Annotated in this window: 17 protein-coding genes; 12 read left to right on the top strand and 5 right to left on the bottom strand. The window is 69.8% G+C overall.

Features of this window, described 5'->3' with window-relative positions:
- Positions 1-7: 7 nt before the first annotated feature.
- Together QHF89_RS28815 and QHF89_RS28810 are read left to right on the top strand one after the other, a co-directional pair.
- A complete protein-coding gene (locus QHF89_RS28815) occupies positions 8-316 on the top strand; it encodes a ribbon-helix-helix domain-containing protein (RefSeq protein WP_136968859.1) in 309 nt (102 codons plus the stop codon).
- 37 nt (positions 317-353) lie between these two features.
- A complete protein-coding gene (locus QHF89_RS28810) occupies positions 354-1,061 on the top strand; it encodes a hypothetical protein (RefSeq protein ID WP_136968858.1) in 708 nt (235 codons plus the stop codon).
- Here QHF89_RS28810 and QHF89_RS28805 read toward each other — a convergent pair.
- On the bottom strand, positions 1,043-2,167 hold the full coding sequence (locus QHF89_RS28805) for an RluA family pseudouridine synthase (RefSeq protein WP_136968857.1): 1,125 nt from the start codon (positions 2,165-2,167) through the stop codon (positions 1,043-1,045). The two genes, QHF89_RS28810 and QHF89_RS28805, sit on opposite strands and share 19 nt — an antisense overlap.
- 201 nt (positions 2,168-2,368) lie before the next feature.
- Here QHF89_RS28805 and QHF89_RS28800 point away from each other — a divergent pair, with 201 nt between their 5' ends.
- From QHF89_RS28800 to QHF89_RS28765, 8 genes are all read left to right on the top strand, one after another.
- A complete protein-coding gene (locus QHF89_RS28800) occupies positions 2,369-3,829 on the top strand; it encodes a glycogen synthase (protein ID WP_136968856.1) in 1,461 nt (486 codons plus the stop codon).
- 46 nt (positions 3,830-3,875) lie between these two features.
- Entirely contained in the window at positions 3,876-5,723 is a 1,848-nt protein-coding gene (locus tag QHF89_RS28795) for a WD40 repeat domain-containing protein (RefSeq protein WP_136968855.1), read from the top strand.
- Positions 5,720-7,144 (top strand): YncE family protein, encoded by a 1,425-nt coding sequence (locus tag QHF89_RS28790; protein ID WP_136968854.1) that lies wholly within the window; start codon positions 5,720-5,722, stop codon positions 7,142-7,144. Before QHF89_RS28795 ends, QHF89_RS28790 begins: the two co-directional genes overlap by 4 nt.
- Before the next feature lie 99 nt (positions 7,145-7,243).
- Entirely contained in the window at positions 7,244-8,668 is a 1,425-nt protein-coding gene (locus QHF89_RS28785; RefSeq protein WP_136968853.1) for a hypothetical protein, read from the top strand.
- Positions 8,669-8,695: 27 nt separating this feature from the next.
- Positions 8,696-11,290, top strand: a complete 2,595-nt coding sequence (locus QHF89_RS28780) for a hypothetical protein (RefSeq protein ID WP_136968852.1) — start codon at positions 8,696-8,698, stop codon at positions 11,288-11,290.
- 87 nt (positions 11,291-11,377) lie between these two features.
- Positions 11,378-14,794: a hypothetical protein gene (locus QHF89_RS28775; RefSeq protein ID WP_136968851.1), complete on the top strand. Its 3,417-nt coding sequence runs from the start codon at positions 11,378-11,380 to the stop codon at positions 14,792-14,794.
- A 28-nt stretch (positions 14,795-14,822) separates the two neighbouring features.
- Positions 14,823-16,049, top strand: coding sequence for a hypothetical protein (locus QHF89_RS28770; protein ID WP_136968850.1), 1,227 nt, complete (start codon positions 14,823-14,825; stop codon positions 16,047-16,049).
- A gap of 118 nt (positions 16,050-16,167) precedes the next feature.
- Complete coding sequence (locus tag QHF89_RS28765; RefSeq protein ID WP_136968849.1) at positions 16,168-17,667, top strand: L,D-transpeptidase; 1,500 nt, start codon at positions 16,168-16,170, stop codon at positions 17,665-17,667.
- A gap of 343 nt (positions 17,668-18,010) precedes the next feature.
- Here the strand turns inward: QHF89_RS28765 and QHF89_RS28760 are convergent, their stop codons facing one another.
- Positions 18,011-18,448 carry a hypothetical protein gene (locus QHF89_RS28760; RefSeq protein WP_136968848.1) on the bottom strand — a complete coding sequence of 146 codons (438 nt, stop codon included), beginning with the start codon at positions 18,446-18,448 and terminating at the stop codon, positions 18,011-18,013.
- A complete protein-coding gene (locus QHF89_RS28755; RefSeq protein WP_232379388.1) occupies positions 18,445-18,882 on the bottom strand; it encodes an acyltransferase in 438 nt (145 codons plus the stop codon). Before QHF89_RS28755 ends, QHF89_RS28760 begins: the two co-directional genes overlap by 4 nt.
- 684 nt (positions 18,883-19,566) lie before the next feature.
- Here QHF89_RS28755 and QHF89_RS28750 point away from each other — a divergent pair.
- Complete coding sequence (locus QHF89_RS28750) at positions 19,567-20,382, top strand: hypothetical protein (protein ID WP_136968847.1); 816 nt, start codon at positions 19,567-19,569, stop codon at positions 20,380-20,382.
- Positions 20,383-20,634: 252 nt separating this feature from the next.
- On the opposite strand, the gene QHF89_RS28745 is transcribed toward QHF89_RS28750, so the two are convergent.
- Together QHF89_RS28745 and QHF89_RS50235 are read right to left on the bottom strand one after the other, a co-directional pair.
- Positions 20,635-20,901, bottom strand: a complete 267-nt coding sequence (locus QHF89_RS28745) for a UBP-type zinc finger domain-containing protein (protein ID WP_136968975.1) — start codon at positions 20,899-20,901, stop codon at positions 20,635-20,637.
- A 357-nt stretch (positions 20,902-21,258) separates the two neighbouring features.
- Positions 21,259-21,441: an MYXO-CTERM sorting domain-containing protein gene (locus tag QHF89_RS50235; protein ID WP_425440847.1), complete on the bottom strand. Its 183-nt coding sequence runs from the start codon at positions 21,439-21,441 to the stop codon at positions 21,259-21,261.
- On the opposite strand from QHF89_RS50235, the gene QHF89_RS28740 reads away from it, so the two are divergent.
- Positions 21,404-21,643, top strand: a 240-nt coding sequence (locus tag QHF89_RS28740) for a hypothetical protein (protein ID WP_284721055.1), incomplete at its 3' end; no start/stop codon positions are given. The genes QHF89_RS50235 and QHF89_RS28740 overlap by 38 nt on opposite strands.

Genomic DNA, 21,643 nt, shown 5'->3' with positions numbered 1-21,643 from the left:
GAGGACGATGAAGCACGAGGGCGAATTCTCCGAGGCCGCGCACGCGCTCCTCGATCGCGACGAGGTCGAAGGGGTCCTCTCCGGGGCGTTTTACACGCCCGCGGGGAAGCCGAGCGCGCGGGCGCAGAAGCCCGCCGCGGAGCGCCCGACGCATTACAAGGTCATCTGCATCTCGATGTACACGGACGACCTCGAGCGCCTGGACGAGATGGTCGAGGCCTTGAAGGCGCGCGGCTTGACCAAGGCGAGCCGCAGCGCGCTCATCCGTCACGCGCTCGAACAGGTTGATCTGGAGAAGGTCCCGAAGGGGATCTGATCCGTCCGCGGCTCGGCGCTTGCACCGCGCCGGGGCGATGTCGAACGCGCCCCTCAAGCCACCTCCCCAGGATCTCGGCGAAGTCCCTGCGACGCCCACGATCGACGAGCAAATGCCGCCGTCCGGCGTGCGGAAGATGCTCGACGCCTTCGAGGAGCGAGACCTCTCGCGCATCCGGTGGAGCTCGGTGCTCGCCGGCCTCTTCCTCTCGCTCGGCACGCTCGTGCTCCTCGGGCTGCTCGGGTTCGCGACCGGCGTGTCCGTCCTCGATCCGAGCGGCCGCGCGTCGCTCGAACGCCTCGCTACGGGCATGGCCTTGTGGATGGGCTTCGCCTCGCTCGTCGCGCTCTTCGTGGGCAGCTACGCGGCGGCCAAGCTTGGCGGCGCGATCCGCCGCGGGGACGGCGCGCTCGCGGGGGTGCTCACCTGGGCCGTCTCGCTCGCGCTGCTCGTGTTCGTCGTCGGGAACGGGGCGCCGCCGTTCTTCGGCACGGAGGAGCTCGGCCGCCCGACCGGCTTCGAATCCGCGATCACGTTCGCGCAGCGGACCGAGCCCTTTCCCCCGTCGTTCCGTTTCCAGCACGGCGAGCTCATCCGCGCCGCGTGGCTCAGCTTCGGAGGCGCCGTGGTCACGCTCCTCGCGGCGACGTTCGGCGGCGCGCTCGGCGCCGTGGGGCGCCGTCGTGGCGGCGCGCTCCCGCCGGCGCCTCGGCCTTCGTCGGGGGATCAGATCCCGATGTACTGATCCGTTGGTGCAGAAACGGAAACCGCGACCTCTTCCAGGCTCGCCCAGAAGTCTGCGAGATCCGGCGGCAGCGGCGCCTCCACGCGGAGCCTGCGCCCCTCGTCCGCCGGGTGATCGAGCTCCAGCACCGCCGCGTGCAGCGCGTGCCGGTCGAGCTCGAGCGTCTCGCGGTCCTCGTCCGTGAGCTGGCCGTCCGCGCCGCGGGCGAAGAGCTCGTCGTCCGGCCCGTACAGTTTGTCCCCGACGACCGGCGTCCCGCGCGACGCGAGGTGCACGCGGATCTGGTGCTGCCGGCCGGTCTCCAGCGTGCAGCGCACGAGCGCGTAGAGCCGCCCCGTCGCCGGGTTTCTCCGCCTCCCGAGCACCGCGCAACGCGTGGCCGAGGGAAGACCCTCGCCGGGCCGGGCGACGCGCATCTTCACGCCGTAGCGGCTCGTCGGATCGAGCTCGAGCGGCGCCTCCACGCGAAAGGCGTCCTCCTCGTCCGCGCCCCAGGTGATCGCCAGGTATTCCTTGTGCACGCTGCGCTCTTGCGCGCCGGGCCGCGTCGCGCCGCGGGCGAACTGCCATTTCACCTGCCTGTCCGCCTCGCTCGTCCGCGCGAGCAAGAGGACCCCGCTCGTCTCCCGATCGAGGCGGTGCGAGAGCATGAGCCGCTCGCCGTCGCGGGCGTTTTCGAGCAGCTTGACCACGGTGCTCTGGTGATACCGCGCCGTGGGATGCACGGGGATCCCGGCGGGTTTGTCCACCGCGAGCAGGTGCGCGTCCTCGTGCAGGATGCGCAGCGTGACGTCGGGCGCCTTCTCGTCCCACGGCGGGCGCCAGAGCAGGATGAGCTGCTCGGGCTGCACGCGGTCGTTGCCGCGCAGGCGGCGCGCATCCGGGGCGTAGGCGCCGAGCGCGATGATCTTCTGGGCGCGGGTCCGGCTCGTCCGCCTGAGCTGCGATTGCACGAACCGGTCGAGCCGCATGCCCTTCGCCTCCGGGGGCACGCGGAGGATGGAGACGACGGACCCCTCGGGCACCTCGTCCGGGCGTACGACCTTCATCCCTCGCCCGAAAGGGCCTTCCGTGGCGCCAAGCTCGTGCGCGCTGATGCGCGTCATGGCGGGGCATCTTAGAGCACGGACCGGATCGGCGCCGCGAGTTCGCGCAGTGAGCTCACCATCGAGGGGGTGAATCGGCCAGGCTCCGCTGGACGACGGGGTGCGGGGCGAAGACTGGCTTGTCCAGGCGAAGCCCCGAGCGGAAACCACGGACGCGAGGCATCCCCCGCGGGACACGAGTCGTGCTACACCCGCCCGCGCATGGACATCCTCTTCGTCGCTTCCGAGATCGCGCCGATGGTGAAGGTCACCGGCCTCGCCGACGTCGTCGCGTCGCTCTCGAAGGCGCTCCGGCTCCTCGGGCACAAGGTCACCCTCGCGCTGCCGCGTTACCCTGGGATCGAAGCCTCCGGCGTCATGATCGCGCGGCGCCTGACCCCGCTCGTCCTCACCATGGGCGGCGAGCGCGTCGAGGTCACGGTCTTCGACGGGCGGCTCGGCTCGGGCGTGGAGCTCGTGCTCTTCGACGTCCCGGGGCTCTTCAGCGAGGGCCCGTCGCGCCTCGCCGACGAGGACGAGGGGGATCTCGCGGCCGCGCGGCGGTACGGCGTGTTCGCGCTCTCCGTCGTCGAGCTCGTTCGCCAGCGCGCGCTCGCGGGCACGCCGTTCGAGGTCGTCCACGCGCACGACTGGCCTGCGGCGCTCGTCCCGTACCTCCTGCGGGATCGGGAGGGTGACGCGCGCCCGGCCTCGGTGCTCACGCTCCACGACCTCGCGCGCCAGGGCCTCTTCCCGCGCGACGCGCTCCGGGTCATTGGCCTCGGCGACGAGCACTTCCAGCCTTCGCGCCTCGAGTTTTACGGCAAGGTGAGCTTCCTCAAGGCGGGCCTGCTCGCCGCCGACGCGATCACCACGGTGTCGCCGACGTATGCCCGCGAGATCCTCACGCCCGACCACGGCGAGCGGCTCGACGGCGTGCTCGCGACACGCGCGAAGGAGAACGAGATCGTCGGCATCGTGAACGGCATCGATTACGCCGTGTACAACCCGATGACCGATCCCGCGCTGCCTGCGCGGTACGACGCCGAGGACACGACGAACAAGGCGCGCTGCAAGAGCGCGCTCCTCGCCGAGCTCGGGCTCCCGATCGACATCGAGCGCCCGCTCGTCGTCTCGGTCGGCCGCATCTCCACGCAGAAGGGCGGCGACCTGCTCGCCACCGCGCTGCCCAAGCTCCTGAAGAGCGACGCGACCGTGGTCGTGGCGGGCGCGGGGGATCGCGCGATCGTCACGAAGCTCGAAGCCGCAATCGGCAAGGCCCCCGAGCGCGCGCGTCTCCTCGGCGACGCCGCCGAGCCGCTCGTGCACCGCCTGTTTGCGGCCGCGGACATCGTCCTCGTCCCCTCGCGTTACGAGCCCTGTGGCCTCGTGCAGCTCTACGCGCAGCGTTATGGCGCGCTCCCGGTCGCGTATCGGACCGGCGGCCTCCTCGACACGATCGTCGATTGCGACGCGGCGCTCGAGACCGGGACGGGGTTCTTGTACGACAAACCCACGTCGACGCACCTCGTCGGCGCGGTGCAGCGGGCCCTCGCGGCCATGGCCTCGCCCCGCTGGCCGGCGCTCCGGCGCCGCGTGATGCGCCTCGACCTCGGCTGGGATCGCCCGGCGCGCCGCTACGTGCACGTGTATCGCTCGGCGATGTCGAAGCGCGTCGCCTAGCCTTCGCCGAGAAGATGCGGCGCGCGGACGCTTCGTAGTACAGTGCATGCGCCCCTTTCGGGCGCTTGTGTCCCAGAACGTCGAATTCTACGTCTCCGAGCAGGGCAACATCCGCGGACCCATGCGGCTGGAGGCGGTCCGCCGCGAAATCGGCGGGGGCGCGATGAAGGCGCCGCTCTTCCGTATGGAAGGGTGCAAGCGGTTCCTCCCCGGCGCCGCGTGGGATCCGCTCTCGGACCTCTTTCCCTCGCCGAGCCCGCCCGATCGGCCCGAGGGCACCGTCGCTGAGGCGCTGCCGCGCGACCTCGCCAAGCTCGAACCCCAGGCCCGCGACAAGCTCCTCTGGTTCGTCGAGGACACCGACGGCGTCATGGGGCCCGTGACGGGCGCCTTCGTGGTGCGGGGCCTCATGACCGGCCGGATCCCGATCTCCTCGGGCGTCTCGCTCGTCAGTGTCCCCGGGTGGATCCGCGGCACGGCGGTGTTTCCGGCCGCGCTCGAAGGCGCGACCGCGATTCGCAAGCGCCCGCTGTCCACGTTCACCTGCCCGTATTGCCTCGAACCCGTGATGGTCGGCAGCACGCATTGCCTCATGTGCGGCGAGTTCGTGGGCATCGCGCAGCCGCGGCTCGGGCTGGGGCGCGTGGTGGGCCTCGTGATCTTCGGGTTCGCGCTCGTGGTCGCGCCGCTCCTCGGGGGCGCGCTCTCGGTGCGTGGGGAAGGGCGCGGCGCGGGGGGCGAGACTCCTTCGGCGAGCGCCGCGCCTTCGCCGGGCGGATCGGCGGCGCCGGCGTCGAGCGCCTCCGCGACGACGAGCGCCGAGAGCGCACCGGCCGATCCCCAGGCAATCCCGCCGGTCGAGCCGGCTCGGGCGAAGCGGCTCGAAGGCAAGGTCGCGGCGAAGATCGACGTCGCGGCCGACGCCGAGGCCGCGATTCTCCTGCCGCAAGGCCACGTGGCCGTCGCGCGTCGTGTCGCGCTCGACGTCGTCGATCCGCAGAGTGGCGTGGTCATGACGAGCTCGCGCGAGGCGCAATCCGCGCGCGTGATCGAGCGCGTCGGCGGCGCTCTTTATGCGCTCGGCCAGACCCGCGTCGGCGCGCTCGAACCCGACACGCTCCGTGTCCTGCGCTGGATCGAGCCGCGCACCCAGCTCCTCCCGGGCGCCGCTGCCTCCACGGCCGGCCTCGCGATCTTTCCTTCGGCCGTGGACCGCAGCGTCCTCGTCGTCGGCACCGAGCACCACGTCGAGATGGCGCGTTTTCGCTTCGGAGGCGCGATCCCGAGCGCTGTCGCGCTCGACGCCGAAGGCACCTGGGCCGTCGTGGCCGTCGCCGATCCACGCCCGCGCGCCTATCCCGACGCGATCGAGGTCTTCGCGCCTCGGACGCCGCCGAGCGCGCAGCTCGTCCGCCACCTCTCGCTCGTCGATCCCGTCGCGGCCGTCGCCGTCCGGTCGGGGTTTGCCTTCGCCGTGCTCGGCTCCTCCCGCATCACGCGCATCCCGCTCGAAGGAAAGGGCCTCCTCGCGCCGCCCGACCTTTCCCGCGACACGTGCACCGATCCCGTATTTGTTCGGGCCGCGCCCCGTACGCTCGTCGTCGGCTGCAGGGTGGGCCGCGCGCTCTCGTTGCATGCGCCGGCCACGCTCGCGCAGGACACGCGCCTCGAGCTTGGCAGCCCCGTGACCGCGCTGGAAATCTCGCCCTCCGGCGACCAGGCGCTCGTCGCCACGGGCGCGCCTTCTCCCGGCGTGTACGTCGTGGATCTCGCGACGGGCGAGCCCATTCGGGTCGACGTCACCGACGAGGTCACGAGCGTCCGATTCGGCAAAGACGCCGGCAGCGCGACGGCATTTTCGGCCCGCGCGCGCCGCGTGTGGGTGCTCCGATGAGCAAGACGAAGTGCCCCAAATGCGGATCGCTCTCGATCCGGCAGGGGGCGACGAAGTGCCCCGCGTGCCGCGCTTGGGTGAGCTCGCCCAAGCTCGCGGGCAGCCGCGTGCAGCTCGGCGCGCTCGGGCTCGTGCTCCTCGCGGCGGGGCTCGGCGGCTTCGGCATGCTCGCCGGTGGCGCGGCCGTCCTCGCCTCGCAAGGCCGCCTCGGCGGCCAGCGCGCGCCCGTCCTGGCGCCGCCACCTGCGCTCCCCGGCTCGGCCGCGGCGCCCCCGGCGCCCTCTGCGAGCGCCGCGTCCTCGGCTTTGGCCTCGGCCGCTCCGGCCGCGGACACGCCCCCTCCGTCGCCCGAGGCGCCCGCCGCATTTGCCGTGGCCTCCACGATTCGCCTCGACGCCCCGCCCGTCGACGTCGCCTTTGCGGACGACGAGGCGATGTTCTTCGTCCTCTGCGAGGACGGCACGCTCCGGGCGCACGCCCTCGATTCCGGCGCGGAGAAGGCCCGCGCGCGCCTCCCGGGCAAGGGCACGGCCCTCCGGCGGCTCCCCGCGGGCCGGCTCGCCGTGCTCGGCGTCTCCACGGGCCTGCCCCTCGTGCATACGGCGCCGTGGCTCTCGGGCGCGGCGCCATCGGCCTACCTGAAGAAAGTCGACGTGAAGGGCGCCCTCGACATCACGGCGATCGGGGATCCGCCCGTCCTCGTCGCCGCGAGTACCCAGGGGAGCCGCGTCGTCCGCCTCGCGGGGACCGAGCTCGCGCTGGACGGCGAGATCCTCTTCCCGGCCCCGATCCGCGGATTTTCGCCCCTGCCTTCGTCCGCCGGCGATCGGCTCCTCGTGCTGCTCGACGGGCGCACGCCCACCGAGTCGGGATCCGTGGTTGTCCTCGATCCTGCGGCAAAACCCTTCGGCGGCGCCCGGGCGGCGTGGTCGTCGCTCCTCGAGCCGCGCGCCTCGGCGGCGCCTCGGGTGGCCTCCTCCGAGCGCGCCTTGCTCTTTGATCGGGCCACGGCGAAGGTCGTGGGGTTTTCCGTGGGGGCCGAGCCGCGCCTCGCGCCTGCGGGGCCGCAGCCCATCGCTGCATTCCCTTGGCCCGAGGATCGCGCCGTGGTGATTGGCGCGGCGGGGGAGGGGACGCTCGTATCCCTGGAGCGCCGCGAAGTGCTCGCCACGGTCGCGTTCGGGGGCGTCCCTTCCTCGGCCGCGCTTTCGCCCGAGGGCCGGACGATCCTCGTCGCGCTCGGCGGCGGGCCTCGTGGCAAGGGCGCGACCACGGTCGTGCTCGGCGGCGAGCCGCTGCGAATCGTTTCCACGCTGCAAACGGGGGAGGGATCCCACGTGGTCTCGGTGGCTCCCAGGGGGCGTCTCGCGCTCGTGGCGGCGGCGTCGGCGCGCGCCGTGGCGGTCTTGCGGCGCCCCTGAGATCACGCTCGGCGCCGCCGATTTTTTGCGCCCATGCGAGGCGAGATCGGCGAAACTGGCGGCGGCGTCTTGGCTCGGCGCCTTGCCTTGGAGTTCTCCATGACCAACTTCGCGACTTCCCTCCGCAGGAGCACGGTGCGCTCGTACGGCTTGGCGTCGATCTTCGTGATCACGTCCGCGATGGTCGTTTCGGCGCCCGGGTGTCTCGACCAGCAAGGCTCGAACCCTTCGAGCGAGTGCACGACGGGGCAGACCGACGCCACCATGCCCGACGATTGCGTTCGCAGGGAATGCCAGGGGGGGAAGTTCGTCTCGGTGCCGAACGACATGGAGGTGCCGGACGACGCGAATCCCTGCACGCAGGACACCTGCGCGGCGGGCGCGCCCCAGCACACCGCGGTGAACGGGACGACGTGCAAGCTCGGCGACGGCATGGGCGAGTGTGTGTCCGGGCAATGCAAGATCCCGTGTACGACGTCGGAGGAATGCGACGACAAGAACCGGTGCACGGTCGACGCGTGCGTCGGCCAGGTCTGCATGTTCGCGGTGAGCGGTGAAGCCAATCCCGACGACATGAACCCGTGTACGGTCGACTCTTGCGAGGGCAGCAAGGAGAGCCACACGCCGGCGAATGGGGCGCCGTGTGGGATGAACGGCACGTGCAACGACATGGGTGTTTGCATCGGCTGCGGGAGCGACACGGATTGCCCTGTCGACGATCACTGCAGCGATTGGGCGTGCACGGACAAGCAATGTGTCTCGACGCCGCGCAATGAAGGAATGCAAGTGCCCATGAGCGACCAGACGACCGGCGACTGCAAGGTCAAGGTTTGCCAGGGCGGGAAGGTCGTGACGAACGCGGACACGATGGACCCCTTCAACGACGGCAATTCTTGCACGGCCGATCAGTGCAACGAGATGGCCCCCGTGAACCCGCCGCTCCCGGCGCTCTCGCAATGCGCGACGCTGAACAACCCGACGGGGATGGGCAAGTGCGACGGCGTCGGCGTTTGCCTCGGATGCTCGCAGACGTTCGATTGCGGCGGGGGGCCGCCGTGGCATACGTGCGACGTGGCCGTCAACACTTGCTTCAGTTGCAGCGACAACACGAAGAATGGCACCGAGACGGACATCGACTGTGGCGGCGAGTGCATCGACAGGTGCACGGCGGGCCAGGCGTGCAAGGTGCCGGGCGACTGCGACGAGAGTTGCGACAACGGTGTCTGCGTGAGCTGCTTCGACGGCGCGAAGAACGGCGGCGAGGGCGATGTCGATTGCGGCGGCCTGTGCGTGCTGAAGTGCGCGGTGGGAGCCTCCTGCAACGTGCCTGCTGATTGCTTCAACGGCGTCTGCAATGCCGGCATGTGCGTCGCCCCAGCCTGCGACGACGGGGTCAAGAACGGCACCGAGTCGGACGAGGATTGCGGCGGTTCCTGCCAGACCAAGTGCGCTGCAGGCCAGATGTGCACGAAGAACGGCGATTGCGCTTCCAATAGCTGTGGTGGCAACAAGCTCTGCAATTGATGCCACGTATCCCCGGAGACCTCCGTCATGCCCCGCCCCCGCCTTTTGTCTGCCCTCTTCGCCACGGCGTTCGTGGCCTCTGCCCTCGTACAGGCCTCCTCCTGCGCGCTCGACACGAACGGCTCGGAGCCTGTGAAGACCCAGGAGCCTTGCGAGTCTGCCGCAAATTGCAACGACAATAGCTCCTGCACCGTCGATACGTGCAGCGACGAGAAGATCTGCGTCTACACGCCGATCGAAGACGGGCCGAACCCGGCGCAGACCGTCGGCGATTGCCAGCGGATCGATTGCGCGGCCGGCACGGAAGTCAACGTCACCGACAACGCGGACATCCCGGACGACAACGAGCCCTGCACGATCGACGTCTGCATGGCCGGCGCGCCGAGCAATACGGACGCGCCCGAAGGCAAGGCGTGCCAGCGCGGCAACCAGAGCGGCACGTGCGAGATGGGCGTCTGCCAGATCTCGTGCGACGCGCAGAACCCGTGCAACGATAGCAACCCCTGCACGGACGATTTCTGCAACATCGCCACGAGCAAGTGCGTCTTCACGAACATCGACGGCCTGCCCACCCCGGGCGCCACCCAGCCCCCGGGGGATTGCAAGCAGAAGCTCTGCGTCATGGGCAAGGACGCGGACGTCACCGACGACACGGACGTGCCCGTCGACGTGAATCCCTGCACGGAGAACGTCTGCACGAACGGCACCCCGTCGAACCCACCCACGACCTCGGGGACGTTGTGCACGCCCGAGGAGACGAAGGTGTGCGACGGCGCGAGCAACTGCGTCCAGTGCACCCTGGCCACACATTGCATCGGCATCATCACCGAGGACGAGTGCACGAAGGCCGATTGCGTCAACAATGCGTGCGTCCCGAAGTACATGGGGACGGACACGACGGCGAGCCCGGCCCTCCAGACCGCGGGCAACTGCAAGAAGATCGTCTGCAATGGCAACGGCGGCACGACGGAGGTCAACGACGACACCGACAAGCCGAACGACAACAACGCTTGCACGACGGACACCTGCTCGAGCGGCACGGGGAATTCCTCGCCCGTCATGCAGGGCACGGCCTGCGGCATGAACCAGGTCTGCAATTCGAACGGCGGTTGCGTCGGTTGCAACACGGCCGCTGATTGCCAGGGCGCGGACGATTTCTGCAAGAAGCGCACGTGCGTCAGCAACGTGTGCGGCGTCGAGTACACGCCGAACAACACGGCGCTCCCGAACGGACAAACCGAGGACGACTGCAAGCGCCTCGTCTGCGACGGCGCGGGCAACACGGTCACCGTCGCGGATCCCACGGATCCCAAGGTCGACGGCATCGACTGCACGCAGGACACGTGCAACGGGACCACGCCGTCGAACCCGAATCAGCCCTCGGGCACGGCGTGCAACCAGAACGGCGGCGACGTCTGCAACAGCGGAGGGCAGTGCAAGAAGTCGCCAGGCAAGAGCTGCGCGAACGGGAGCGATTGCGCGAGCACGTTCTGCAACGACGCGGTCTGCTGCTCGACGAACTGCAACGGGACGTGCCGCGCGTGCAACCTGGCGGGCAGCCTCGGCACGTGCAGCCCCGTGCCGAAGGGGCAAGAGGACGCGCCTTCGTGCACGGGCGCGAGCTCGTGCGACGGGACGAACAACGGCAACTCTGCCTGCAAGAAGGACGACGGGCAGGGGTGCGGCGGCACGAGCGAGTGCGTGAGCAACTTCTGCGTCGACGGCCGGTGCTGCGAGTCGTCGTGCACCACGACCTGCCAGGCGTGCAACGTCATGGCGAACGAGGGCAAGTGCGTCAACATCCCCTCCGGTCAGCCCGACGTCAGCGCGAGCATGACGTGCACGAACGGCAGCGTGTGCAATGGCTCCGGCGGCTGCAAGGGCTCCAACGGGACGAACTGCAACGGGGCGAGCGATTGCCTCAGCAACTTCTGCGTCGATGGCGTCTGCTGCGGCTCGTCGAGCTGCGGGGCCTGCCAGGCGTGCAACGTCCCAGGGATGCTGGGCTCGTGCTCGAACGTCCCGTCGGGCCAGGATGACGGCCCCTGCTCGGGTGATCAATCGTGCGACGGCAACGGCGGCTGCAAGACGGACCTCGGGAAGACGTGCATGATGGCGTCGCAGTGCCTCTCCACGAACTGCGTGGATAGCGTTTGCTGCAACAGCGCCTGCACCGGGACGTGCCAGGCGTGCAACGTCTCGGGGAGCGTCGGCATGTGCTCGAACATCCCGTCGGGGACCGACGACAACTTCCCGGTGAACGCGTGCGTCGGCAACGACAAATCGTGCGATGGCATGGGCGAGTGCAAGGGCGACCTGGGCGGGACCTGCGCCAGCGCGGCGGATTGTCTGAATGCCCCCTGCGTCGACGGCGTGTGCTGCGAGAGCGAATGCGACACGACGTGCTTCTCCTGCAATCAGGCGGGCAACCTGGGGCAATGCGAGCCCGTCGCGAAATACGCCGAGGACACCTTCCCCGCGAACGCATGCGTCGGAAACAAGAGCTGCGATGGCACGAACGACGGCGCCAATGCGTGCAAGCTCGACGACGGCCAGAACTGCAGCAGCGACAGCGACTGCGTGAGCAACAAGTGCCCGGGCGGCAACAACTGTATGCCGTGACATCGCAGAGGCCGCCGTCCTGCGGGGGATGACGGCGGCCTCGTTCCCCTCGAAGACCGATTGCAGAACGAACAGAACACCCGACCGATGCCCAATCGCCCCCGCATCCTCGCCTCTCTCCTCACCACGCTCCTCGCCGCCGCCCTCGTCTCCCCGATCGCCTCGTGTGGGCTCGATACCAACGGGTCTCTACCGATCGAGGATACGAAGGCCTGCCTCGTCAACGAGAACTGCGACGACCAGAACCCTTGCACGGTCGACGTGTGCGGCAATGATCGGACGTGTGTCCTCGTGCCGGTCGACGACGGGCCGATGCCGGGACAAGTCGCCGGGGATTGCCAGCGGGTCGATTGCGTGGCCGGCGCCGTCGTCACGACGAACGACGACGCCGACATCGAGAACGACGGCGAGAGCTGTACGAACGACGCGTGCGTGATGGGCGCGCCGGTCCACACGCCGGCGCAGAACGGGGCGAGCTGTCTCTTCGGCACGGCGCAGGGGACGTGCCAGGGCGGGGCGTGCTCGGTCGAGTGCAGCGCGCAAAAGCCGTGTGAGGACGGCAATCCTTGCACCGAGGACGCTTGCAATGCGGGCGCGGGCACCTGCCTCTTCACGGATCTCGACGGATTGCCCACGCCGGGCTACGTCCCCGTGCCCGGGGATTGCTTGCAGCATATCTGCGTCGCGGGCGACGACACGGCCGTCGTCGACGACACGGACATCCCCGTCGACATGAACTCCTGCACGCTCGACGTGTGCACGATGGGCGCGGCGACGAACCCGCCCGTGAGCGCGGGCGAGCCCTGCGAGCCGGGCAAACCCGAGGTCTGCGACGGCGCGTCGGGCTGCGTCGAATGCAACGACCCCGCCGATTGCGGCCACCTGCCGCCGGACGACGTCTGCCAGCAGCGCACGTGCGACAACCACGTCTGCGGACAGACGTTCGCGGCGAACGGCACCCCGTTCTCCAGCCAGGCGGCCGGCGATTGCATGCAGGTCGTGTGTGACGGCGCGGGCGCGACGAAGGAGATCGTCGACGATGCCGACCTGCCGAACGACGACAACGCCTGCACGAAGAACGTCTGCACGAACGGCGCGCCGTCGTTCCCGAGCGAGGCGATCAACACGGCGTGCGGCGCCGGGCTCTACTGCGACGGCGGCGGGACATGCGTCGGCTGCAACGAGGCCGCGCAATGCGACGGCGCCGACGATTTCTGCAAGGTCCGCACGTGCATCAACAACCAGTGCGGCGTGAGCTACACGCCCGAGGGCACGGCGCTGCCGGACGGCCAGACGGCCCTCGATTGCAAGGTCGTCGAATGTGACGGCCAGGGCCACATCGTCACGTCGCCCGACACGGCCGACAAACCCGTCGACGGCAACACGTGCACCGACGACGTGTGCAGCGCGGCCGGCGTGCCCTCGAACCCGAACCGGCCCGTCAACGCCGCGTGCGACCAGAACGGCGGCACCGTGTGCAACGGCGCCGGCGTGTGCAAGAAGGCGCCCGCGCAGACGTGCGGCGGGGCCCTCGAGTGTTTGAGCGGCCATTGCGTGGACGGCGTCTGCTGCGACGCGGCCTGCAGCGACACGTGCAAGGCGTGCAACATCGCGGGCAGCGTCGGCACGTGCACGAACGTGCCTGCCGCGATCGAGGACGCGCCCACCTGCACGAACGCGAACGCCTGTGATGGCGCGGGCGTGTGCAAGAAGGACAGCGGCCAGACGTGCGCGGGCGCGGTCGATTGCGTCAGCGGCTTCTGCGTGGACGGCGTCTGCTGCAATGGCGCTTGCGACACCGCGTGTTTCGCCTGCAACCTCCTGGGCAGCGTCGGCACGTGCGCGCCGCTCGTCTCCGCGGAGGACACGAACCCCACGAACGCCTGCGCGGGCACGCGGTCCTGCGACGCGGCCGGCGCCTGCAAATCGAAGGACGGCGGCGTTTGCCTGGCCTCCGGCGATTGCCTGAGCGGGTTTTGCGTCGACGGGGTCTGCTGCGACACGGATTGCACCGACGCGTGCAAGGCCTGCAACCTCGTGGGCGCGGCCGGCGTCTGCTCGTTCGTCGCGAAGGGGCAGGATGACATGGGGACGTGCGCCGGGGCGAACCAATCCTGCGACGGCGCGGGCGTCTGCAAGAAGGTCGCGGGCGAAACGTGCGCCGGGGCGGCGGAGTGCCTGAGCGGGTTTTGCGCCGACGGCGTCTGCTGCAATGCGGCCTGTGACGAGACGTGCACGGCCTGCAATGTCGCGGGCAGCGTCGGCACCTGCACGAACGTGCCGATCTCGACGAACGACGCGCCGGGATGCGTCGGAACGAACTCCTGCGACGGCGCGGGCGCGTGCAAGAAGGATCCGGGCGAGCCCTGCCAGGACGGCGGGGACTGCGTGCTCGGGTTCTGCACCGACGAGAACGTCTGCTGCACGAGCGCGTGCGCTGGCACGTGCCAGACGTGCAACCTCGCGGGCTCGGCGGGCACCTGCACGAACGTCCCCGCGGGGCAAGACGACGCGGCCACGTGCGCGGGGATGAACCAGTCGTGCGACGGCGCGGGCGCGTGCAAGAAAAAAAACGCGGCCACGTGCGGCGGCGACGCGGAGTGCATGAGCGGCCATTGCGTGGACGGCGTCTGCTGCGACACGGCGTGCACGGGCACGTGCTTGGCATGCAACCTCGCGGCCTCGCCGGGCGTCTGCTCGTTCGTCGCGAATGGGCAGGACGACCCGATGACGTGCACGGGGATGAGCCAGTCGTGCGACGGCGCGGGCGCGTGCAAGAAAGAAAACGCGGCCACGTGCGACGCCGACGCCGAGTGCTTCAGCGGAACCTGCGTGGACGGCGTCTGCTGCGACACGGCGTGCGCGGGCACGTGTTTGGCGTGCGACCTCGCGGCCTCGCCGGGCGTCTGCTCGTTCGTCGCGAGCGGGCAAAACGACGACGGCACGTGCGACTTGGCGGACGAGACCTGCGACGGCGCGGGCGCGTGCAAGACCTTGCAGGGCAAGCTCTGCGGCGCGGACGCGGAATGCCTGAGCGACCATTGCGTGGACGGCGTCTGCTGCGACGACGCCTGCACGGGCATCTGCGAGGCGTGCTCGGCGGGGAAAAAGGGCAGCGGCGCCGACGGCGTTTGCGAGCCGATCACGCTCGGCACCGATCCGGACATGGAGTGCACGACGCCGGGCACGTGTGACGGCGCGGGCATGTGCATCGGCGACCTCGGCGACTTGTGCGGGGTGAACGCGGACTGCGCGAGCGGCCATTGCGTGGACGACGTCTGCTGCAACGTGGCCTGCGCCGACGATTGTTTCTCCTGCGCGCTCGATGGGATGGAGGGCCAATGCATGCCGGTCCCGGCGGGCACGACCGACGGCACGTGCGTCGCGGCGGGCCCCGAGGTCTGCGACGGCGCGGGCGTGTGCCTCGGCGACACGGGCTTCACGTGCACCGACAACGCGCAGTGCTTCTCGAACCACTGCGAGAACGACGTGTGCGCGCCGTGAGCGAGGTTTTTTTCGGGCGAGGTGTGTGATGGCATGGGGACGTCGACTGGGTGGGCTCGTTCTGACGGCGATGGTCGTCTGGGCGGGCGGATGCCTGGATCTCGAGGCCAATGTCCCGGGAGAGTGCACGGCGGGGCAGACGGACCCGACCACGCCCGACGATTGCATCCGCAAGGAATGCCAGGGCGGGAAGCTCGTCGTGGTGCCGAGCGACACGGAGACGCCGGACGACGCGAATCCCTGCACGCAGGACACCTGCACGGAGGGCGCGCCCCAGCACACCGCGGTGGACGGGACGACGTGCCAGGTCGGCACGAGCATGGGTGAGTGCGTGGCGGGTCAATGCGAGATCCCGTGTGCGACGTCGGAGGAATGCGACGACGAGAACCGGTGCACGGTGGATTCGTGCGTCGGCCAGGTCTGCATGTTCGCGGCGAGCGGCGACGCCGACCCTGACGACATGTACCCGTGCACGGTCGACGCCTGCGAGGGCGGCAAGGAGAGCCACACGCCGGCGAACGGGGCGCCGTGCGGGACGAATGGCACGTGCAACGACATGGGGGTGTGCATCGGCTGCGGGAGCGACGGGGATTGTCCCTCCGATGATTTCTGTAGCGACTGGGCGTGCACGGAAAAGCAATGCGTTGCGACGCCGCGCAATGAAGGGAGCGCGCTCCCCCCGAGCGACCAAACGACCGGCAACTGCAAGACCAAGGTTTGCCATGGGGGGCTCGTCGAGACGATCGTGGATGCCACGGACCCCTTCAACGACGGCAATACTTGCACGGCCGATCAGTGCAACGAGATGGCCCCCGTGAACCCGCCGCTCGCGTCGCAGTCGCCCTGCGCGACGCCGAACAACCCGACGGGGATGGGCAAGTGCGACGGCGCCGGTGTTTGCATCGGGTGTTCGCAGGCTTCGGACTGCGTAGCCGTGGCCTCGACGTGCAACAACGGCGTTTGTGTGAGCTGCTTCGATGGCGTGAAGAACGGCGGCGAGGGGGACGTCGACTGTGGCGGCATCTGTCAGTTGAAGTGCGCGACCAGCAGCACGTGCAACGTGGGCGCCGATTGCAGTAGCGGTGTGTGCACCGACGGCAAGTGCGCGGTCCCGACCTGCAGCGACGCCGTGCAGAACGGGACCGAGTCCGACGTCGATTGCGGCGGGAGCTGCGTGAAATGTGCTCCCGGAAAGAGCTGCCTCAAAAATGCGGATTGTCTCGACATGGTGTGCACCAATGGCATCTGCGGCTGAGCCGCGCCCCCGCCCGCCCGTCCGCCACCCCGTAACCTGACCCACCCTCCCACGCAGTCCCCTCGCCAAGACGTTGCCCGAGCCGCGCGTTCGTCCTAAGCAGCGGCGAACCTCCCCGATGTCCCCGCGCGCGCGTCCCTCCCGAAGGCCTGCGCTCCTCGCCCTGCTGCTCGCTCTCCCGAGCTGCGGCAACGTCGAGGATCCGCCGGGGCGCGTCCTCGATCGGACCCCCCCCGGCGCGACGCTCGAGCGTCCCAGCAAGCCCGAAGGCACCCCCGCCGCCGACAAACGCGCCGCGGAGGACACCGAGCCGGGCCACGGCGCGAAGATCGGCAGCATCGCGATGCGGACGTGGATCTACGTCGCGCCCGACGATCGCTCGACGAAGCTCGGCTACCTGCGCGCCGGCGCCGTCGTCGACCGCGCCGAGGCCTCCGCCGGCACCCGGCGCTGCGAGGGCGGCTGGTACCGCATCGTGCCGCGCGGCTACGTGTGTGTCGGCAAAGGCGCGACGCTCGCGATCGATCACCAGGTCATCCAGGCCGCCCTGCGAGGCCCCGACCGCGCCGCCACGTTGCCTTACGCCTACGTGATGTCGCGCTCCCCCGCGCCCCACCTCTACTTCCGTCTGCCGACCGACAAGGACCAACGCCGCGTCGAAGGGCCCACCGTGCGCGAGCACGTCCGCCTCGCGATCACGCCGAACGTCCCGCTCGACACCGTGCCCGCGTTCCTCGGCGAGGGCCGCGATCTGCCGAAGCCGTACGGCGCCGTCGAGCCGCTCCGCTACACCGTGCACGCCGGCCGCGCGAAGGAAGAGTCGGCCTTCGGGCTCGTCACGGCCTTCGAATGGACGAGCCGAAAGTTCGGCCTCACGACCGAGCTCGACCTGATCCCGCTCGATCGCACGAAGCCCGCGAAGATCAGCGCGCACCACGGCGTGGTCGTGGACAAACCGGGCCTGCCGGGCATCGTCGTCAGCCACGGCGCGTCGAAGCTCGTCGAGGGGGCGGACGGACGGATGCACGAAAAAGGGATCGCGCCCTGGCGATCGGGCTGGATCCTGACGGGCAACACGAAGGGCGGCGAACGCGGGTTGTGGGAGACGACCGAGGGGTTCTGGTTACCCGCCGAGACGATGCTGATCGGGACGCCACGCGAGGATCCCGTCGGGCATGCGCGCGCGGGCAAGAAGTGGATCGACGTGTCGATCAAGAAGCAGTTCCTCGTGGCGTACGAGGGGACGCGGCCGGTGTTCGCGACGCTCGTGTCCACGGGGCGCGGCGGGATGAGTGATCCCGAGAAGACGACCGCCACCATGCGCGGGGTGTTTTACGTGCACGCGAAGCACGTCTCCGGGACGATGGACGGCGAGGAAGGCTCGGACTCGTTTGATCTACGCGACGTGCCCTACATCCAGTACTTCCACGAGGGCTACGCGCTGCACGGGGCGTACTGGCACGACGAGTTCGGCAAGGCGCGCAGCCACGGCTGCGTGAACCTCGCCCCGGCCGACGCGAAGTGGCTCTTCGACTGGACCGACCCCGTCGTCCCCCCCGAGTGGCACGGCGCCGTCAACCTCGAAGGCGGGACGCTCGTGTGGACGCACGGGGGTTGAGGGTCGTGAGGGGCGGCCGAGGGGGTCGCCACGCGTCGACCCTCGCCGGTCGTCGTGACGCGAAGGGGGTCGCCACGCGTCGACCTCCGCCGGTCGTCGTGACGCGAAGGGGTCGCCACGTGTCGACCGCTGCCGGTCAGCGTGACGCGAAGGGGGTCGCCACGTGTCGACCTCCGCTGGTCGTCGTGACGCGAAGGGGTCGCCACGTGTCGACCGCTGCCGGTCAGCGTGACGCGAAGGGGGTCGCCACGTGTCGACCTCCGCTGGTCGTCGTGACGCGAAGGGGTCGCCACGCGTCGACCCCCGCGGGAAGCGTTCTTCGAGGAATGTCGGTCCCAGGTCGCTAGAACGTGAAACGCGCGGACGCGCCCAACGGTCCGAGGGAGACGACGGCGGCGGGCTCGCGGGAACGTTCGACCTGTCCGAGGACGAACACGGGGATACCCGCGACGAACATGGCGCCGCCGATCCCCATGAGCACGGTCGGAAAGACCCAGGACGACTTCGCGCAGGGGACACACGCGGCGCGATCGGCGTTTTCGTTCGCGATGTAGAGCCCCGCGCCGAGGCCGGTGACGACCGCGCCGCTCACCATCAAGGCGATGCCGGAGGTGATCTTCGCGCGGCCTGGGCTCGGCGGGGGTTCGAGCGCGTGCGCCGCGCGGAAAGGGAACGAGGCGACCACGAACCCGAGCGCTGCGGCGAGGGCCACGCGACGCGCGCGCGGGCTCGCATCCGCCGATCGGCGGGCCGCGGCGCTCGGGACGCGGGGGCGTCTCACTTACAAGCTGCGGGGGCGCCGGCGCCCTTCAGCATGTTGCGGACCGCGGTGAGGGCCTGGCGACCCTCCGGCGAGTTGACGAGGCCGTCACACATGCCAGCCGCGGCCAGGTACGAGGCCTTCTGATCGAGCGGCGCGGAGTTCGCGTTCTGACGGAGCGCGGAGCAACAGGCGCGGATGCCCGTCGAATCGCCCGTACCGACGACCTTCTTGCCCGCGTCCGCGTCCTCGCCTGCGTCCGAGGCGTCCGAGCCTGCATCCTCCTCGACCACGAGCGGCGTCGGCGTGGGGGCCGGCGTCGGCGTCGGCGCGGGGATGGCCGAGGGCGCGGGCGGAACTTCTTCTTCCTTGTTGCCGCAGCCATTGGCCACGAGGGCCAGAGCGAGGGGCAGCACGGCAGCGCAGAGAGCGGTGATGTAGCGCGTTTGGTTCATGTTGTACCTGGAAGTATCCCGGTCGCTCGGACCTGGCGAACTTTTTTGGCGTCCGTCCGCCGAACGATGTTTGGACGAAACACCAAGGGACCGCAAGAGGTAGGTGAGTCCCGAACGTGCCCGACGTGCGTGTGCCGGGGACGATCTGTTCCACGCATCGCAGGGGGAGCGGGGCGGAAGCGGGAGCGGGCCAAAGTCAAGCGCCCGTGCAAGGGGGGACGCGGACGTGGGGGATCTCGCTCGGGGACGGCGAGCTTACCGTCGTGCTCGGCCTCTGCAGGACCAGGCCGTGCTTGCCCTCCTCGCCCCACTTCGCGTGGGTCGTCGGGGCGGAGGTTTTGTCGTGTTGCGAATTCCTAGAGCGCCGACCCGTTCGGCGCTCTGCGAGATCGCGAAGCGAGATCGCCTCGGGGGGTGAATCGACCGGGCTTTGCCCGGGCGAGAGGGGGACGCGAGGCGTCCCCCTCGGGACAAAAGAGCTAGAACATCGAGCGGTTGTCAAACCGATCGATGTTCTAGTGAACCTACCTGTGCTCTCCGCGCGGGGGGCGATGCTCGATGCGCTAAGCTGGACGGGGCGCATGATTTCTTTGGCGAGCGGAGGTGCCGTCGTATCGGACATACCGTCTCGAACGTCCGTTGGCGCAGAACCGACGTTCGGCTCATGAGGAAGGAATCGAGTCTATGGGAAAATGGCGCCTCGAGAATATCACCATCTTCGCTACGAACCGCACCAGCGACGAGGTCCTCGGCCATAACGTCCACGCGTTATTTCGGATGCGGTATGATGCCTCGCGGATGAGCAGGTTCCACGAGACCCCGAGGCTCGTATGGCACGAGCATATCCTTTGCATGGAAATTCGGGGGAGGCCCAGCCCGGCCGGGGATGCCGCCGATGTCGATGCGATCACGCCTGTCGCCGCGCCGACCAAGGAGTCGCGGACGTGGTGGGAGGTCAGCGTCGACCAGTACGCGCGGAACCCCGGCAGCCCCAATTTCGCGCCATGGCTCGCGCGGTACCGCGAGGGGTATCGCTCCGCCGTTGGGATGCCGGGCTCCGTCATTCGGGGGGGCGCGCAGCTCTTCCACCGGCGAGGAGGGGACGCGAATCCGAGGACGGAGAACGTCCATACAGCGGACGATCAGGCAGAGGCGAGCCGCCGCTACCTTGGAAAGAAGGGCGGGATCCTCACGATAGAGATACACGATGTCCCCAGCATCGGCCTCAGCGGCGACTGGGATGTCAAGGAGCGGTATCTCTTCTTCACGCTCGGCGTCCAAGGCGGCACGGTCTGGAGGAGGGTGAAGCAACACCTGCGCGTGGACAAGTCGCTGCCGCCGGACCTGTGGACGAGGACCTTGGAGGTCGAACCTCTCGAGCCCGGCGTCCAACCCGGTTGGAGGACGAATGTAGATACCACCGGGTTTACCCGCGTCGATCCGCCCGCCCACTTGACACAAGTGAACCAACCGGTCATGGCGGGGGGTGAATTCGTTTGATCCGGGCGATCGAAGAATGACCTGGAGCCGACGCGGTGAATCTCTCCGTCCGCGCGGAGTCGACCTACGGGATCCGCGAGGCCACGACCCCAGGAGGAGCGCGGCTTTGCGCGTCGCCGCCCTCCTCTTTGGGGCGGCGCTCCACGCCGGCGGCCCCTGACCTGCGGGCAGATCCCGGCGCGGGAGGGCGCTCGCCGCTCCCGCTCGCCGCGTCCGCTCCCGCCCCCGGCGCTCCCTTCGTTTCTCGACCCGTTACTCCAGCAAGCGCCCGTCCACGTAGCACCAACACCAGGTCTCGCCGGGCTCGGCCGACGAGATGATGGGATGGTTCGTCCGATGGTAATGCGCCGTCGCGTGGCGGTTCGGCGACGAGTCGCAACATTCGATGTGACCGCACGTGAGGCACTCGCGAAGGTGCACCCATCGGCCGCCGATCTTCATGCAGTCCTCGCAGCCGGGGGCGGGACGAGCGACCGAGTCGATGGTCGCCTGCGCCACGTGCTCGCACGGCGCGGTCATGGTCACGCTCGTCTTGGTGCTCATGAAGTCCTCCTCGATGGTAGGTCGATTGTAGCTCGACCTCACCGGCGATCGCCCTTCCACTCTCTCTCGGGCCCGCTCGTGCGAACCGGGCATTGCAGGGGGTCCCCGACCCGTCGAAATTCAGCCGAGATTCACGGGGTTGGCGACCCCGGGTCAGAACGACCGGAACCCTATCCCGCTGCCGCCTCCGCTGCCGCGTCCGCTCCCGCCCCCGCTAAGGGGTCCGGCACCCCTGAGCGGCGTACCTCCCAGCGCCGACACCCGGCACCGGAGCTGTCACGCCCCGGCCGGGTCCCTCGACACGCCTCCGAGCACGATGCCCGAAACGGGGGGTCACGATGGCGCGCCGCCCCGAGGGCTCTGCCGCCTCCGCCGCAGCGCGAGCAAGAGCCCAAGACCGACCCAAGGGGCGCCTTTCGCCGATCCGCCACCGACGACGCAGGCGCCACAGCCATCCTCGCTGGAGGGGATTTCCCCGTTGCCTCCGCCTGCTCCCGTGGTCGTGCTCGTCGCCATCATCCCGCCGGTGCCGGTCGCGCTGCCGCCGGTGCCGCCGGCGCCGCCGGTGCCGGTCGCGCTGCCGCCGCTGCCGCCGCTGCCGCCGCTGCCGGTCGCGCTGCCGCCGCTGCCGCCGCTGCCGCCGCTGCCGCCGCCGCTGCCACCGGCGCCGCCGGTGCCGATCACGCTGCCGCCGCTGCCGCCGGCGCCGCCGGTGCCG

Origin of the sequence: Polyangium sorediatum (genome assembly GCF_029946465.1) — a bacterium.
GTDB lineage: Bacteria > Myxococcota_A > Polyangia > Polyangiales > Polyangiaceae > Polyangium > Polyangium fumosum.
The sequence above is the reverse complement of the archived record's forward strand: the minus strand, read 5'-3'. Positions and strand labels throughout refer to the sequence as shown.

Bases quoted from the DNA above. Each gene is read 5' to 3' on its own strand.
- QHF89_RS28815 (WP_136968859.1), top strand. From the start codon at position 8: ATGAAGCACGAGGGCGAATTCTCCGAGGCCGCGCACGCGCTCCTCGAT.
- QHF89_RS28750 (WP_136968847.1), top strand. From the start codon at position 19,567: ATGGGAAAATGGCGCCTCGAGAATATCACCATCTTCGCTACGAACCGC.
- QHF89_RS28775 (WP_136968851.1), top strand. From the start codon at position 11,378: ATGCCCAATCGCCCCCGCATCCTCGCCTCTCTCCTCACCACGCTCCTC.
- QHF89_RS28780 (WP_136968852.1), top strand. From the start codon at position 8,696: ATGCCCCGCCCCCGCCTTTTGTCTGCCCTCTTCGCCACGGCGTTCGTG.
- QHF89_RS28770 (WP_136968850.1), top strand. From the start codon at position 14,823: ATGGCATGGGGACGTCGACTGGGTGGGCTCGTTCTGACGGCGATGGTC.
- QHF89_RS28785 (WP_136968853.1), top strand. From the start codon at position 7,244: ATGACCAACTTCGCGACTTCCCTCCGCAGGAGCACGGTGCGCTCGTAC.
- QHF89_RS28765 (WP_136968849.1), top strand. From the start codon at position 16,168: ATGTCCCCGCGCGCGCGTCCCTCCCGAAGGCCTGCGCTCCTCGCCCTG.
- QHF89_RS28810 (WP_136968858.1), top strand. From the start codon at position 354: ATGTCGAACGCGCCCCTCAAGCCACCTCCCCAGGATCTCGGCGAAGTC.
- QHF89_RS50235 (WP_425440847.1), bottom strand. From the start codon at position 21,441: ATGGCGACGAGCACGACCACGGGAGCAGGCGGAGGCAACGGGGAAATC.
- QHF89_RS28795 (WP_136968855.1), top strand. From the start codon at position 3,876: ATGCGCCCCTTTCGGGCGCTTGTGTCCCAGAACGTCGAATTCTACGTC.
- QHF89_RS28800 (WP_136968856.1), top strand. From the start codon at position 2,369: ATGGACATCCTCTTCGTCGCTTCCGAGATCGCGCCGATGGTGAAGGTC.
- QHF89_RS28805 (WP_136968857.1), bottom strand. From the start codon at position 2,167: ATGACGCGCATCAGCGCGCACGAGCTTGGCGCCACGGAAGGCCCTTTC.
- QHF89_RS28755 (WP_232379388.1), bottom strand. From the start codon at position 18,882: ATGAACCAAACGCGCTACATCACCGCTCTCTGCGCTGCCGTGCTGCCC.
- QHF89_RS28745 (WP_136968975.1), bottom strand. From the start codon at position 20,901: ATGACCGCGCCGTGCGAGCACGTGGCGCAGGCGACCATCGACTCGGTC.
- QHF89_RS28790 (WP_136968854.1), top strand. From the start codon at position 5,720: ATGAGCAAGACGAAGTGCCCCAAATGCGGATCGCTCTCGATCCGGCAG.